The sequence below is a fragment of the Mangrovibacterium sp. genome, from assembly GCF_059905295.1.
Genome location: NZ_JBZQJF010000185.1, coordinates 1 through 16,459, shown reverse-complemented (window position 1 = coordinate 16,459; position 16,459 = coordinate 1). Strand labels below are relative to the sequence as shown.

Here is a 16,459-nt window from a genome sequence, read left to right as displayed (position 1 = left end):
GTTTCGGCCGAAGTATCATTTTCCAGCCAACGATAAGGGTCTTCAACAGTTGTTCCAAAGTAATCGTCAGTTACCGCTTCTTTCTTTGTCTCGGGGTAACTTAGTTTTTGTGTACAGGAAGCCATAAGCAACACAGTAAATAAGTAGACTAATTTTTTCATTGATAATAAAAGTTGATCAGTAAAAGTTGTTCTAACGATGAGTAACAACTGACCAACATTTATTACAGGATTTTATTGGATTCGCGGACTTTACGGTCTTTTTTACTGCCAATAACCTGCCCGGTAATCACCCCAACAGCAAAAGCAGGCGAGTAAAAAACGAATTTTTCAACCGCCGGAAAGATCAATGTCAACAGGAAGGCCAGTGCCATAAATCCAACAGTCCAGTACACCGATTGCAGATAGGTGTGGTAGGAAACCGGATAAAAACCATGCGATTTGCGCATGTGGTCACTTAGACGCGACTGCAATGAATCGAGTTTTCGTCGCTCACTACCCGGATGCTGAACTGCTTTAGCGACATCATCCGATAATTCATCGATTTCTTTTCGAAATGAATAACAGTCCCGGCAACCTGAGGCATGAGCGTCGGTACGCTCGGCATTACGCAAATATTCCTCAATGCGAAAAAAACGCAAATCTTTTACATTCGAGCCTTTTAACTGATCAACAACTTTTTTCTCAAACCCGGGATACCAGTTTTCCATGTCGTTTTACTATTAAATTGATAATGGACAAAAATAGGGCAAAAAAAATGCCCGCAAAAAGCAGGCATTCATTCTATCTAAGAAATTAAATTAATCATCATTTCTCTGAGGACGACGATCGCCACCTTCACGGCGAGGTCCGCGATTATCACGACGGTCTCCGCGACGATCACCACCATCACGACGATCGCCACCTTCACGGCGAGGGCCACGGTCACGCGGTGGGCGTTCTACGTATCCTTCAGGTTTTGGAAGAAGTGCTTTGCGCGAAAGTTTCAGTTTATTGTCCCGATCGATATCTAACAATTTCACTTCAATTTCGTCACCAACCTTTAACACATCTTCAGTATTTTGAATGCGTTCCCAAGCAATTTCAGAAACGTGCAACAAACCTTCTTTACCAGGAAGAATTTCAATAAAAGCACCGAAAGTCGTAATTGACTTCACTTTACCTTTATAGATTTCTCCTTTTTCAGGCAGCGCAATAATCTTTTTGATACGCTCTTTGGCAGCATCCAAAGCATCCTTATTCAAACCTGAGATTTCAACATAACCCTTCTCGTCTTTCTCTTCGATAACGATTGTTGTTTTTGTTTCTTCCTGCAGTTTCTGGATGTTCTTACCTCCAGGGCCAATGATCGGTCCAATCATTTCTTTCGGAATAATCACTGTTTCAACGCGAGGTACATTCGGTTTGTATTCAGCACGAGGTTCGCTGATTACTTCAACGATTTTACCCATGATGTGCTCACGGCCTTCTTTAGCTTGTTGCAATGCTTGTGACATTACTTCGTAAGACAAACCGTCAACTTTAATATCCATCTGAGTAGCCGTAATACCTTTTTCAGTACCGGTTACTTTGAAGTCCATATCACCCAAGTGGTCTTCGTCACCCAGGATATCGGAAAGGATCGCAAATTTGGTGTTCCCTTTATCCGTAATCAATCCCATTGCAATACCGGAAACAGGGCGTTTCATTTGAATACCTGCATCCATCATTGCCATTGTACCAGCACAAACAGTTGCCATTGAAGATGAACCGTTTGATTCGAGGATATCAGAAACCACACGAACAACATATGGGAAATCTTCCGGGATCATGCGTTTCAATGCGCGGTAAGCCAGGTTACCGTGACCGATTTCACGACGGCTCAAACCACGTGGAGTCTTAGGCTCACCAACACAGAATGGAGGGAAGTTATAGTGCAACAAGAATTTTTCAGTTCCCTGAACTGTTACACCGTCGATGATTTTCTCATCCATTTTTGTACCCAAAGTCACTGATGACAATGACTGAGTTTCGCCACGAGTAAAGATTGAAGAACCATGCGATCCCGGCAGGTAGTCAGTTTCACCCCAGATCGGACGAATTTGAGTCGTTGTACGACCATCCAGACGGATACCTTCATCCAGGATCATGCGACGCATCGCTTCTTTTTCTACATCGTGGTAATATTTTTTGATCAGCTTAACGTGCTGTCCAAGGTCAATTTCTTCGTTTTCAGCATTTGCTTCTTCGTAAGCAACGATATATTCGTCAACCAATTCTTTGAATGACGACATGCGCAATTGCTTATCAGCGATTCGTTGTGTTGCAATTGCATAACACTTTTCGTACAAGTCGGCATGTACTTTTTCACGCAGTTCTTCGTCATTCACTTCATGACAGTATTCGCGTTTTGCTTTGCCAACTTCGGCTGCTAATTCTTCTTGTACTTTACAATGAACACGGATGGCGTCGTGAGCAACTTTGATTGCTTCCAACATTTCTTCTTCGGTAACTTCATCCATTTCACCTTCTACCATCATGATGTTTTCATAAGAAGCACCCACCATGATGTCGATGTCTGATTCTTTCAGTTGAGCAGCACTTGGGTTAACGACAAATTCGCCATTTATACGTCCAACGCGTACTTCTGAAATCGGACATTCAAAAGGAATATCAGAAACCTGAATTGCCGCTGAAGCTGCTAAACCAGCCAAAGCATCAGGCATCACATTTTCATCAACAGAAATCAATGAAATCATCACCGCTGTTTCAGCATGATAATCAGCCGGGAACAGGGGACGCAAGGCACGGTCAACTAAACGAGCGACCAAAATCTCGTCATCAGAAGGACGAGCTTCACGTTTTAAAAACCCACCAGGGAAACGACCTGCTGCGGAGAACTTTTCGCGATAGTCAACCGATACAGGCATAAAATCAACATCTTCTTTGGCTTCTTTGGCCGACACCACTGTTGCTAACAACATGGTATCACCCATTTTTACAACAACTGCACCATCAGCCTGACGGGCCAATCGTCCGGTTTCAATCGTTATCTGACGACCGTCACCAAGGTCAATTGTCTTGATAATTGCTTGACTCATAAAAATTTGAACTAAATTTTAATATTCGTACTGTTTCTTGTGGTGGTGGGGTTATCAAAAATAATAAAAGGCAATAAGAAATATTGCCTTTTATTGTAAAATTTTATCGACGTAAACCAAGCTCTTTTACGATGCTACGATATCTTTCGATATCTTTCTTGGCTAAGTAGTCTAACAAGCTACGGCGCTTACCTACCAAGCTAACCAATGCACGCTGTGTACTGTAGTCTTTTTTGTTTTTCTTCAGGTGCTCAGTCAGGTGTGAGATACGGTAAGAAAATAAAGCGATTTGTCCTTCAGCTGAACCAGTGTCGGTTACGCTTTTACCGTGTTTTCCAAAAATTTCTGCTTTCTTCTCAGAAGTCAAATACATAATTTCTTTTTTTAATTGTGATACAATGTTTAAGCTGCAGCATCGCATTCAATAACAACAGCTTAAAATTAATTTGCTCAAAAGCTGCGCAAAAGTAATCAATTAATTTGAAATACAACATTTTGCAGAAATAATTCTACTACATAAAAAAGGATCCCGATCGATTGACCGGGATCCACAATTTTGCACTACTACACTACTAATTAAAATGCAAAACTGACAAATAAAATCCTAGTATCCAGGATTCTGCTCATACAATCCGTCTTTTACATCCAGTTGATCCTGATGAATTGCATATAAAATATCATCTGCAACAATTGTCCCTATTTTATTTGAGCTATCATCAACTTCAGCCCAGGCATTCATTACGGTCAACACTTTTCCTGTACGTACTAAATCGTACCAACGTTGACCTTCAGCCACAAATTCGTGACGTCTTTCGTCCAGTAACATATCCATATCGACGTTCGACACATCACTCAAACCTGCACGTTCACGCACTTGATTAACAATTGCATCAACAGTAGATTGATCTTGTCCCAATTGAATCAATGCTTCTGCTTTCATCATTAGCACATCGGTGTACCGAATGATCGGAAAATTAATTCCCCAGTTAAAACGGTCTGCCGGAATATGATCCATACTCACAAACTTCAGGTATTGAGGGCTATTAATGGTATTTCCATTTTCATCAACATAACTCATCAGAATTGAAAAATCCTTACGAACGTCACCTTCTTCGAATGAGCTTAAGAACTCGTCTGAAGGATCAATTGCCCCATTGGCATCAACCGGAACACCACCTGCAAATGGCAAATAAATACGAGCCCAACTTTCCTGATACATCAAGGTTGGAAGGATTGTTCCAATTCCCCGATCCCCTGTTGAACCATCATTTATCGACTGCACATCAAAAACGATATCCGGATTATTTTCATTATCGTAGTCAAAAATTGATGCATAGCTATCAACCCAACCATAAACACCACTAGAGATTACTTCATTCAGCAAGCTCAAAGCTTCGGAATATAAGTTCGCATTCATACCCGGTCCATCAATTCCAAAGTCAGGTCCCGACTTCGTCAAATAAACTTTAGCCAACAGCGCTTTTGCAGCACCCGAAGTTGCTTTTCCCGGTGCACTGTAAGAAGCAGGGAGCATTGAAATTGCATCAGTTAAATCACCTTCAATTAGATCATAAACATCAGCAACAGCTTGACGAGGAACTTCCAGAGCTTCAGTCGGTGTTAATACATGATCGAAAATTGGCACTTTACCAAAGAAGCGAACCAAATCGAAATAAAATAACGCACGAATAAACTTGGCTTCACCGATCATCCGGTTTCGTGTTGTCGCATCAGGAACTACATTTTCATTAATCTGATCCAGAATCAGGTTTGCACGATAAATTCCTAAATAAGGCACATCCCATGCCGGAGCCATCAGAGAATTGGTCACCAGATTGTGTTCGAAATTATTAATCGGGTTCCAGTCGCGAACCCCTGTTCCTGGAGAATAAATATTATCTGAGCGCACTTCTGACAGATAAAAGTGATTCGCAGCATAATCTTTCAGGGTATTGTACATCCCGTTTACCGCTTGCTCAAATTGTGTTGTATTTTGATAAAAATTGGCTGCACTGGGCTCTGATATCGGAGCCAATTCAAGGTCATTTTCGCAAGCAGAGAATACAACCAGGACAATCAATAGATAAAATATTTTTTTCATGATTACTTTCATTTTAAAGAATTAAAATTTAAGGTTCAACCCGAATACCATTGACTTTGATAGCGGGAAGGCACCATAGTCGTCACCATTGTTATTTACTGCTTCCGGGTTAAAACCGCCATTATATTTATCCTTTCCAAAGTAGTTTTCGGCAGTAACATAAACACGTGCGCCGGAAATTAAGGCAGAATGAATCAAACGGCCCAGATCATAGCCCAAAGTGATGTTACGAATTCTCCAATAGTCGCTTTTATACATCCAATCGGTGTTTTTAATACGCCCGAAAGTAGAAGGAGATTTACGTTCCTTTCCTGCAACATCGGCTGCAGTCAAAGTTTGTCCTTCAACCCAGCGTACACGATTGCGGGCTTTTCCAAGGGTGTTTTCATTACTTCCCATTCCGGTACGATACATTGCACGTCCGAAAGTTGAATAAATCTTACCGCCCCATTGACCTTGAAGTAAGATTGACAGGTCGAATCCTTTCCATGAAAATTCGTTGGTAATACCCCAAACATAGTCCGGGTTTGGATGTCCTGAATAAGTACGGTCGTCCCCATCAATTACGCCATCGTTATTTTGATCAACATATTTCGGGTCACCAGCTTCTTCTGTATTATACATGGCAACGCCATTTGCAATATCTTCTGATGTCAACAATCCATCTTGTTGCACCAAATACAAGGTATACATTGGTTTTCCAACTTCCAGAATATTGTGGGTAATATCGAATGCACCACCCAAAATTGGCGTATTATTAGGCCCTAGTTTTTTAACTTCATTTGTGTTGTGACTAAAGTTAATTGAGGTTTTCCACTTCAATGCAGTTACTGTATTCTGGGTTTTCAGCTCGAGCTCCCAACCTTTATTCAACACTTCACCAATATTTGTTAAAGCCACATCAAAACCACTGGCTGTTGGTACAGGAATACTCAACAACAGGTCTGTATTTCGTTTTGTGTAATAGTCGAAAGATGTATAAATACGTCCACCAGCAAATCCGGCATCAAAACCAAAATCATATGTTTCAGAAGTCTCCCATCCTAAATCCGGGTTCGCAAAGTTCGACGGGGCCAAACCGTTCACTAAGCTTCCGTTATTACTGTAATTAGCATAGGCTAAACGAGCAATCTGGTCATAGTCGCCAACACCATTATTACCAGCTAACCCCCAACTTGCTCTCACTTTCAAATCACTCATAAAATCGGCATTTGCCATAAATGCCTCATTAATAACCTTCCATCCAAGAGACAAGGACGGGAAAACACCCCATTTTGTATTCGCTCCGAACTTGGAAGATCCATCACGACGTAAACTGGCTTGCAACAAATATTTGCTCTGATAATTGTATTGCAAACGACCAAAATAGGAGATCAAAACATTTTTACTCTCAGTTGAACTTCCACTGGTTGTATTCGCAGCATTCAAGGTTGGAATATCATCCGATGCAAAACCAGTACCACTAATACTATAGTCTTCCAGTTTAAACTTACTGTAAGAATAACCTCCTAAAAGGTCAAAATTGTGATCGCCAATTGATTTGGTATAGTTTAAGGTGTTCTCATTCACAACGTTGATTCGGTTATAACCAGATTTACTACCACTTGCAGTACGGTTTCGGGTTACAGCTGCAGGTGTAAATGCACTGGCTTCATTATTATGAACGTCGAAGTTCAGGTTTGTTCTAAACTTCAAACCCGGTAAAAATTGATACTCCAAAAAGGCAGTACTGATTGTACGGAAAGTCTGGTTACTTCGCTGTTTTCTCATTGCTTCAGCAATCGGGCTAACCCTTGAAGTACCCCAGGCATACATGGTATTATCGCCAACGTTTACACCTTCGGCTCCTGTTGACGATTCAACAACAGGGTTCATACCGACTATAATATGGGTGATTGCATCTTTACCTTCAACACCCGGATCATCCTGAACACTGTAGGAAGGAGAAAGATTCAAGCCAAATTTCAGATTTTCGTTCGGGCTGACTTCAACATTAGCCCGCGCACTGTAACGACGATACCCTACACCAATTGCAACACCATCCTGATCCATATAATCTCCGGAAATATAGTATCGCACAATGTCATTTCCACCGGTTGCTGACAACTGATAACTCTGTACCATCCCTTTGCGGAAGAATAAATCCTGCCAATCGACATAGTCCAAGCCCGGATGACCGTCTTCAAGCCAACGTTCATCCCACATATATTTCACATTGTACTGACCGGGATCCAATCCCAACAAAGTTCTACGCTGCTCATTGGTTTGGCTTGATGTTGCTCCAAGATCGGAAGCATGATCATGTACCCAGAAATAGTTCATATGCTCAATCTGCCGATCAACCCACTCATCCGAAGACAGCACGTCCAACTTTTTAGCCGTTTCATTCCAACCAAAATAGGTATTGAATGAAATCTGAGGACGTCCGGTTTTACCCTTCTTGGTTGTAATGATCACAACCCCGTTCGATCCGCGAGAACCGTAAATTGAAGCTGCTGCAGCATCTTTCAAAACCTGAATTGACTCTATATCATTTGGGTTCAAGTTCGTTAAGGGGTTACCACTCGAAAAACCACCGCTTGAAGACTGAGGTGAAACTTCCAATGGGAAACCATCAACTACATATAATGGCTCGTTGTTAGCAGAAATAGAACCGGTCCCACGTACCTGAATACTAAATCCTTGTCCGGGCAAACCACTGGTTTGCTGAACACGCACACCGGCCATTTGACCAATCAAGGCCTGATCAACTTTGTTCACCGGGCGTTCATTCAGCTTTTCAGCATCCATCGTTGCAATAGAACTAATGATATCACTTTTCTTTTGGCTACCATAACCAACTACAACAACCTCATCAATCCCTTGAGTTTCTTCCTCCAAAACAACATTAATTACGGATTGACTGGCCACTGCAACTTCTTTCACCTGCATACCGACAAAGCTGTAAACCAAGGTTGCACTACTCGGCACACTAATTGAGTAATTCCCATCGAAATCGGTAATTGTCCCGTTTGTTGTACCTTTCTCAACAACCGTAACTCCGGGTAGCGGTGACCCCTGATTATCTTTGACACTCCCCGTCACTGTCAGTGTCTGACCGACCTGCGTTTTTATGGAAGATGGAGTTAACACAATCAGGTTATTATCCATTATTTTATAGGTAATCGAAGAGCCATCAAACACCTGATCCAATACATCTTCGACCTTTGCATCCTCTGTATTAACGCTGACAATTCTATTTAAATCAGTAAACTCATCGTTGTACAAAAAGTGAAACTGGCTCTGTGCTTCAATTTCAATCAACACATCCTTTACTGTCTTTTCAGTAAGCTTTAATTTAAACTTTGTAGTTTGGGAATAAGAATTAGCACTAACATGAAAGACGAGGAATAAAGTGAATAGCGTCGTTAGTTTCATGATTAATAATAGTTTTTTTATCCCGGGGGCATAGAATCCTCCGAAACAATCCAGATTTTTTTTCATAATTTAGCATTGTAATTAGTTAAACAACTCTAATTGAGGGGAACCGCCAAGAACGCCTCAACTTGTTTGATTAAATCAATTTGAATGGGAGAGCAATCTCCCATTTTTGTTTTAGGTTATGGATCAATTACTTCTTTATTAGTTCTTCATATTCGCGTTTAAGTTTTTCGTTTATCGTTAGGTTTACCTCATCATCATTAATCGTATAGTTTATCGGAATTGTTAGTTGGAGAGCATTCAAAAGTTGCCCTAAGGTTTGCTGATCTATTGAGCCTGATATTTTATAGGATTTTAATCGCTCGTCCCTGATGTCGATATGAACATCGTACCGTCGCTCTAATGTTCTCACAAAATCGACCATGCTTTCACGCTCAAAAATCCAGCGTTTTCCAATCCACGAAGTATAGATCGATGTATTAATATTTTTCGACAACTGATAATTCATATTACCATTCAATGAATTTGGATTAGTGATGCTAATCTTTTGCTTTGGAAGAAGCAGGACATGATCACTCCCTTTTGAAACATCCACCTTCCCCTCAACCAAGGTTGTCTCCATCAAATTTTCGTCGGGATAAGCCTTTACATTAAAAACAGTACCTACAGCCTTCACTTTCACCTTGCCGGCTTCAACAATAAAAGGAAGATCGGCATTTTTCGCCACTTCGAAATAACCTTCACCAACGAGTTGTACCCTACGGTTACTGGCGTTAAAGACATTATCATACGAAATTTTGCTTCCAGCATTTAGCCACACCTTTGTCCCATCAGCAAGATTCATGGCTATTTTGGCTCCATATGGTGCTTCAATCTCATATTTTGATTCCGCTGGACCAGCAACTTTAAACAACATGTTGTAAGTCAGAGTCCCGCCCAACAAAAAAGCAAAGACAAACACAGCAGCAATCTGAAGCCATTGCGGCATATACAGCAGCTTTTTAGTTTTGGGGGATTGGCTAGAAGTATGTTGGATGCGTTTTTTCAGTCGGGTATATTGCTTTTCAATATCTGCCTGAGGCATTTCACGCAATTGACCTGCAGCAAACCAGGCATCACGAATTTCCTCGTAATATCTAAAATTTTCCGGAGCTGATTCCATCCAGGAAACGACTTGTTCCAGCTCCTTAGCAGAAGCTTCACCCTGAAGACATTTTAATATCAGCTCATCCATTCAATAATAACTTTTGCGGTTTTTACTGAACAGACAACATCAGTCCAATTTTAGGTGACAAGAATTTTACTTTTTGAAGAAAAAAACAATGAAAAATTGTTTCAAGTCTTTTTTTAATCGAGTTAATGCTCTCAACAACTGAGTCTTAACCGTATTTATTGAAATCTGAAGATTTTCTGCAATTTCCTGATTATTTTTGCCTTCTATCCGACTCATCACAAAAATCAAACGACATTGATCAGGTAGTTTCTCCAGGGATTTCTGAAGGCGAACTTCAAAGTCTTGCTCAATTAAAGTTGAAAGCGGGAAACTATTGTTTGTCTTTTCCAACTCCGCTATCGACCGTTGGCTGTGGTAGGCTAAATATTTATCTTCGACTTTCTTGTGCTTAATATAATTCAATGAATTATTGTAAGCAGTACGAAACAGATAGGCAACCGGGGAAGTTTGAACGTTTAATTGCGATCGTCTTTCCCAAACTTTAAAAAAAAGTTCTTCAACAATCTCCTCTGCAGCAAGCGAATCTTTTAATATATCAAAGACATAGTCAAACAAACGTCTGTAATATTTTTTGAAAAAATATTCAAAAGCCCCTTCGTCTCCTTGGCATAAATTTCGAAAGATTTCGTGTTCGCTCTTTATCATTAAGTCAGGAAATGGTCGTTTAGGCTCTAAATGTAGTGATTATCCCCTTTCGAGCAAACTGCGGAAACGTTTGATCTGCTCGGGAGATCCCAAAACAAACAACTGATCGCCACGACTCAGCGTTAATTCCGACGACGGATTGAAGATGTACTTGGCACCACTGATTTTGATCCCGACGATGTTGATCCCCGAAATATCCTGTGCCTTTAGCTCCTCAATGGAATGGTTCACAAAGCAGTCAGCCATGTTGGTACAACTAATTTCTTCGAGGCTAACATCTTTACTATGTTGAAGAAGAATGTATTCCAAAAACTCAACAACATCAGGCTGTGTAATCAGCTTAGCCATTCGCTGACCACCAATACGTTCGGGCATAATCACGTTGGTTACTCCTGCCCGTTTCAGTTTTGAAACCGACTCCATTTCCGAAGCTCGGCTAACAATTTTCAAACTGGGATTCATGCTGCGGGCGGTTAGTGCCACAAACACATTATCGGCATCATTCGGTGTGGTGGCAATCAGTGCCCGGGCATGGTCAACGCCGGCTTGCTTCAAAACATCTTCATGGGTTGCATCACCGCGAATATACAAGAGTTCTTCATCCTCCCGGATCCGGTTGATTACATTTTCCCGTTTATCAATAATCACGAAGTCCAGTCCGTAATCGCTCAATTCCATGGCCACTTGCTCACCGTTTCGTCCGAAACCAATGATGATCACATGGTCTTTTAGCTTTTGAATTTTTTTATCCACCCGATATGTCTTTAAGTAGTTAAATAATTCCCCGTCGAAAACAAAACGTGCCAAATTGGAACCTACATAGGCCAAACTCCCAAGGCTGGCAATAATTAAGCCTGATGTAAAAATCTTACCGGTATCGCTTAGTGGGTGCACCTCACTAAAGCCAACAGTCGAGATCGTTATAATGGTCATAAAGAAGGCATCGATGAACGAATAATGTTCCAGGTACATGTACACCAGCGTACCAACCGACAACATCGAGAGCAATAAAATCACCCCAACACGAAGTGTTCTGTTCGAAACATCCTGAAATTTATTCATCGACTGGCTCATCCTTTTCGACACTTGTTCGTTTAATCAACTTCATTCCTATTGGGCAATTTAAGCATTTTTTGGCATTACAATACGAATTCTTCAGTTGAATCAACGCCTGTGTTTCAAAGGCATTACCCGCTGAAACACCGAGCTGATCCCAGTTTGAGACAATTGAATTCTTCTCGGCAGGTATCTGTTCGAGGTAATCCAAAGCCAAATCTTTCAGACTTTGCTTCTGATAATAATCGCCATACACAAATAAGAATGGAACAATCGTATTAATAATTAAGTTATTAAATGAGCCATCTCCCAAATGCTTCGTCTGGTTCTTACTTGACTTATTAAACTTAAAATGCGTATTCCAGTAATCCGATGGTTGCAGCTGAAATAATTTCTTGACCTCATTTAAATGATCCATCTCAATCAACCGTGAAAACAAGGCAGTCGATTGATGAATCAACTGGGCAAATTGGGCAATCCGAACCGTTGGAAAATTAACCGGTCGCAATCGCAAGAACTTCCACAAATGCCCTTCTACGGATTTCAACCGATACTTTTTGTACAAAAATGAAAACTCCTTCCGCAAAGCCAGAAAATAATCATCGCCAACCAGCTCCTCATTCAAGAGGCCTGAAGCTCCAAAAAGTAAAGCTTCCAACTGAAACAAATCATTTTTGTGTTTTCCCAGGATTGATAGTGGAACAGCCTTGGCCAGCAATTCGAAAGGCATTGCATTCACTTTAAAGCCAAAGTTACGAGCTAGAAACTGATAAAAGGTCTCATTCCAATCGTTCTGATTTTGTTCTAACCGCTGAATAATCTCAGCCGTTTTTTGCTGAAGTCGCTCAACCAGCAAGGCATGATACCACAGCTGAAGAGTAATGGGCGGCACCCGGTGGATCGCATCTGCACATGGAATCCAGCTTGTCGCTTTTAATAAATTCCGATAGTTTTCCTCCAGAACAGCGGGATAATGCAAACAAGCACTTTCAACAAGCTCTCCTCTGGTATTCTTCACCGGCTTGTCATCCTCTTTAACCACATGAAGAATAACATTATCGTAAGCCGAATCGTGTTGATGTTTATGTCTGTTCCAATCGCTCGAATGCCAATGAATTTCAACATTACCAGCCCAGGTCGTTTCACCAATCTTCAGCCGCGCGTTGAAAAAGTCGGGCCCTGCATCGGTATTCTGGAAGCCGGGCGAAATAACCTCAACCGGAACACCTTGCGCGGTTTTCAGAACATCGATGTCAAACAAGCGATGTCTCCACAAGAATTGCAGGAAAAGTTCATTCATAAGCTTCGGTTGACTGATCATATACAAATTAGGAATATTCGCAATGAAAACCAAGCCGGAACTTCCCCAAAGTTTAACCATCCATCGCGTCCAACGTACGTATAATTTATCGTCTATTCACAACGATGGTTTAAGTAAAACCGATTAACTTTAGTTAAGAGCAAAACATTTGGGTGGTGAATATCAGCAAACAACATATCATCCGGGCGGTGATCGTCGTATTCTTTGGGGCGGTAGCAATAACCATTGCTTCGGCCACCATTGGCCGCGAAATTTACGGTGCAAGCAAAGAGAGCCTTATATCTTTCGGCATTGTTAATTTCTCGGGCTATTTGTTTTTTCTGATCATGCCTGTGGAGTTGGCATTCATCTACTACCTGCATACCAGCTTAAGTTTTCTCATGCTGAATATTGTTGCAGTGTTAACATCTCTTGCAGCACAGCTCGTCGACTACTACATCGGTCATTCACTAAGTACCAGCATTATAGACAAGCTAATCGGACGCCACCGCTATCTGAAAGCAGAAGAAGAAATTCAGAAATACGGCAACATCGCGATCTTCTTATTCAACCTTCTTCCCTTATCGTCACCTTTGATGTTGTGCGCTGCCGGCATGTTACGCTACCCGCTACGGCAAGCACTTATCTACAGTGCTCTGGGCCTAACCATAAAATACCTGTTTATTACGATTTTCTTCCTTTAAAGCCGATCATCTTTTCCTGAATAATAAAAAAGCCCGGAGCTCTTTCGAACCCCGGGCTTCGTACTAATAGGTTTTAAACCTTTATAGTAACGGGCTCATCACCCTTTTGTCCAATATTAAAGTAAGTCGGCCTCCAGAAGCAGCTCTTCCATATCAACCTGAACATCCATAGCTGCTTCGCGGGCTTTCGCTGCAAAATCTTCCTCGTTTGATGCGTAAATAATTGCACGTGAAGAATTTACTAACAAGCCACACTGCTCATTCATGCCATATTTTGCAACTTCCTGCAAACTACCACCCTGAGCACCAACTCCGGGAACCAGCAAGAAGTGATCAGGAACAATAGCACGAATACCTTCCAGATTTTCTGCTTTGGTTGCACCAACCACATACATCATGTTGTCGGTTGTTCCCCAGGTTTGTGATGTTTTCAGTACCGACTCGAACAATTGATCGCCGCTTTTCTCGTCTTTCAGGAATTGGAAATCGAAGGCACCTTTGTTCGATGTTAAGGCCAACAGAATTACCCAACGATCCAGGTAAGTCATAAATGGCTTAACCGAATCTTCACCCATATAAGGAGCAACAGTCACGGCATCGAAATCCATGTGATCGAAAAATGCACGGGCATACAAGTTTGAAGTATTACCAATATCACCGCGTTTAGCATCAGCAATGATAAATTGCTCCGGGTATTTCTCGCGAATGTAGTTCACAGTTTTCTCCAAAGCCACCCATCCGGCAACTCCCTGACTTTCGTAAAAGGCCAGATTTGGTTTGTAAGCCACACAAAGATCCTGTGTTGCATCAATGATCTCTTTGTTGAAGGCGAAAATCGGGTCAGACGTATCTTTCAGATGCGCCGGGATTTTCAAAATATCAGTATCCAGTCCAATGCACAGAAAGCTGCGTTTGGCTTTAACTTGTTCGAAAAGTTGTTCTTTGTTCATGGTGTATTTTTTAATGACCAAAAGCGACTTGAAGTCACCCAGTCATTTCAGTATTTACTTGACTTAAATTTCTGCTTCTTTCAGGCGTTCTGCATTTTCTTCCAACTGCAGCTTCTCAATAATCTCGTCGATATCGCCATTGATAATCGCCTGAAGGTTATACAGGGTTAAGTTGATGCGGTGATCAGTTACCCTTCCCTGCGGCCAGTTATAAGTTCGGATTTTTGCTGAACGGTCGCCGGTCGAAACCATGGTTTTCCGTTTCGAGGCAATCTCGTCCAGGTATTTTTGGTGCTCCATATTATAAATACGGGTACGCAGTTCGACCATCGCCTTATCCAGGTTTTTCAGCTTCGATTTCTGATCCTGACACTGCACCACAATACCGGTAGGGATGTGAGTCAAACGAATGGCTGAGTAAGTGGTGTTCACCGACTGTCCACCGGGACCTGACGAACAGAACTCGTCGCGACGAATATCTTCGTTACGCAATTCAATATCGAATTCTTCCGCTTCAGGTAATACAGCAACCGAAGCTGCGGATGTGTGCACACGCCCCTGTGTTTCAGTTTGCGGCACACGCTGTACACGATGTACGCCCGATTCGTATTTCAGGATTCCGTAAACATTCTCGCCTGTTACCGTCGCCACAATCTCTTTAAAACCACCAGATGTACCTTCGTTAACCGTTGTTACTTCCATGCGCCAGCCTTTCCTTTCGCAGTATTTTGAATACATGCGGAATAAGTCGCCGGCAAAAATTGAAGCTTCGTCGCCACCGGTACCGGCACGAATTTCAAGGATGGCATTCTTCGAATCTTCCGGATCGGCAGGAACCAGCAACAGTTTAATTTCCTGTTCTTTGCCGGGAATAGCCTCTTCACTTTGCTCAATCTCTTCTTTGGCCATTTCGCGAATATCCGGATCACTCTCTTCAGCCAGCATTTGTTTACCCGACTCAATATTATCGATCAGGTTTTTATAATCTTTAAAAGCCTGCACCAGCGATTCCAGGCGACGATACTCCTGGTTCAGCTTCACGTAGCGCTTCATATCAGCCATGGTTGCCGGGTCGGTAATCTGTTGGCCAACCTCGTCAAATCGGTGCTGAATGCTTTCGTATTTTTCTAATAATGAATAATCTGCCATATAATCAGTTCCTAGTTTCGTTTTTAAATTCCAAAATCCAACAATCAAATACCAAAAGACTTGACTCGATTCAAATCTTCACCACTTCGGCGTAACTAATATTCAAAGGTTCCGAATTCGGATTTAATGGTGAGTTTCTTGCCTTCGTGGGCGTCTACCCGACCAACAATTTGTGCGTCGATATTGAATGACTTTGAAATCTCGATAATTGACTCAGCCAGTTCAGGCTTCACATAGATCTCCATACGGTGTCCCATATTGAAGACTTTATACATCTCCGCCCATTCTGTTTTCGATTCTTCCTGAATCAACTTAAATAACGGAGGAACCGGGAACAGGTTATCTTTAATGACGTGCACTCCATCAACAAAGTGAAGCACTTTAGTTTGGGCACCACCTGAACAGTGTACCATACCATGAATTTCGGAACGATGAGCATCCAAAATCTTTTTAATAACCGGCGCATAAGTACGGGTGGCCGAAAGAACCAACTTACCGGCGTCGATACCTAAGCCTTCAATCGCATCGGTGAGTTTTTTTGTTCCTGAGTAAACCAACTCTGCCGGCACTTCAGCATCGTAGCTCTCCGGATATTTTGCAGCCAGGTAATTGGCAAATACATCGTGACGGGCCGAAGTTAAACCGTTGCTACCCATACCGCCATTGTATTCTTTTTCGTAGGTAGCTTGTCCAAAGGAAGCCAAACCAACGATGACATCCCCCGCCTGAATATTGTCGGCAGAAATCACATCGGAGCGTTTCATGCGGCAAGTAACAGTTGAGTCAACAATGATAGTACGCACCAGGTCTCCCACATCGGC

14 protein-coding genes are annotated in these 16,459 nt (G+C 41.9%); 1 reads left to right on the top strand and 13 read right to left on the bottom strand.

Going from position 1 to position 16,459, the window contains the following annotated elements; all coding sequences use genetic code 11:
* From AC37HE_RS09970 to AC37HE_RS09925, 10 genes are all read right to left on the bottom strand, one after another.
* On the bottom strand, window positions 1-125 hold a 125-nt coding region (locus AC37HE_RS09970), incomplete at its 3' end, for a hypothetical protein (protein WP_500782685.1).
* A gap of 98 nt (window positions 126-223) precedes the next feature.
* Window positions 224-709: a hypothetical protein gene (locus AC37HE_RS09965; protein ID WP_500782684.1), complete on the bottom strand. Its 486-nt coding sequence runs from the start codon at window positions 707-709 to the stop codon at window positions 224-226.
* A gap of 90 nt (window positions 710-799) precedes the next feature.
* Window positions 800-3,079: a polyribonucleotide nucleotidyltransferase gene (gene pnp / locus AC37HE_RS09960; RefSeq protein WP_500782683.1), complete on the bottom strand. Its 2,280-nt coding sequence runs from the start codon at window positions 3,077-3,079 to the stop codon at window positions 800-802.
* A 103-nt stretch (window positions 3,080-3,182) separates the two neighbouring features.
* A complete protein-coding gene (gene rpsO, locus AC37HE_RS09955; protein WP_500782682.1) occupies window positions 3,183-3,452 on the bottom strand; it encodes a 30S ribosomal protein S15 in 270 nt (89 codons plus the stop codon).
* 231 nt (window positions 3,453-3,683) lie between these two features.
* A complete protein-coding gene (locus AC37HE_RS09950; RefSeq protein ID WP_500782681.1) occupies window positions 3,684-5,180 on the bottom strand; it encodes a RagB/SusD family nutrient uptake outer membrane protein in 1,497 nt (498 codons plus the stop codon).
* Window positions 5,181-5,201: 21 nt separating this feature from the next.
* Window positions 5,202-8,597: a TonB-dependent receptor gene (locus tag AC37HE_RS09945; RefSeq protein ID WP_500782680.1), complete on the bottom strand. Its 3,396-nt coding sequence runs from the start codon at window positions 8,595-8,597 to the stop codon at window positions 5,202-5,204.
* 193 nt (window positions 8,598-8,790) lie between these two features.
* Window positions 8,791-9,834 carry a FecR family protein gene (locus tag AC37HE_RS09940; RefSeq protein ID WP_500782679.1) on the bottom strand — a complete coding sequence of 348 codons (1,044 nt, stop codon included), beginning with the start codon at window positions 9,832-9,834 and terminating at the stop codon, window positions 8,791-8,793.
* Window positions 9,835-9,900: 66 nt separating this feature from the next.
* Window positions 9,901-10,479: an RNA polymerase sigma-70 factor gene (locus AC37HE_RS09935; RefSeq protein ID WP_500782678.1), complete on the bottom strand. Its 579-nt coding sequence runs from the start codon at window positions 10,477-10,479 to the stop codon at window positions 9,901-9,903.
* Window positions 10,480-10,518: 39 nt separating this feature from the next.
* Window positions 10,519-11,541: a potassium channel family protein gene (locus tag AC37HE_RS09930; RefSeq protein ID WP_500782677.1), complete on the bottom strand. Its 1,023-nt coding sequence runs from the start codon at window positions 11,539-11,541 to the stop codon at window positions 10,519-10,521.
* Window positions 11,534-12,835: a DUF2851 family protein gene (locus tag AC37HE_RS09925; RefSeq protein ID WP_500782676.1), complete on the bottom strand. Its 1,302-nt coding sequence runs from the start codon at window positions 12,833-12,835 to the stop codon at window positions 11,534-11,536. Before AC37HE_RS09925 ends, AC37HE_RS09930 begins: the two co-directional genes overlap by 8 nt.
* 176 nt (window positions 12,836-13,011) lie before the next feature.
* On the opposite strand from AC37HE_RS09925, the gene AC37HE_RS09920 reads away from it, so the two are divergent.
* Complete coding sequence (locus AC37HE_RS09920; protein ID WP_500782675.1) at window positions 13,012-13,539, top strand: VTT domain-containing protein; 528 nt, start codon at window positions 13,012-13,014, stop codon at window positions 13,537-13,539.
* Window positions 13,540-13,655: 116 nt separating this feature from the next.
* Here the strand turns inward: AC37HE_RS09920 and pyrF are convergent, their stop codons facing one another.
* The 3 genes from pyrF to AC37HE_RS09905 form a co-directional block, all read right to left on the bottom strand.
* Window positions 13,656-14,489 carry an orotidine-5'-phosphate decarboxylase gene (pyrF, locus tag AC37HE_RS09915; RefSeq protein ID WP_500782674.1) on the bottom strand — a complete coding sequence of 278 codons (834 nt, stop codon included), beginning with the start codon at window positions 14,487-14,489 and terminating at the stop codon, window positions 13,656-13,658.
* A 63-nt stretch (window positions 14,490-14,552) separates the two neighbouring features.
* Window positions 14,553-15,638 carry a peptide chain release factor 1 gene (prfA, locus tag AC37HE_RS09910; RefSeq protein ID WP_500782673.1) on the bottom strand — a complete coding sequence of 362 codons (1,086 nt, stop codon included), beginning with the start codon at window positions 15,636-15,638 and terminating at the stop codon, window positions 14,553-14,555.
* Window positions 15,639-15,733: 95 nt separating this feature from the next.
* A partial coding sequence (locus AC37HE_RS09905) for an AIR synthase-related protein (RefSeq protein WP_500782672.1) occupies window positions 15,734-16,459 on the bottom strand: 726 nt, incomplete at its 5' end.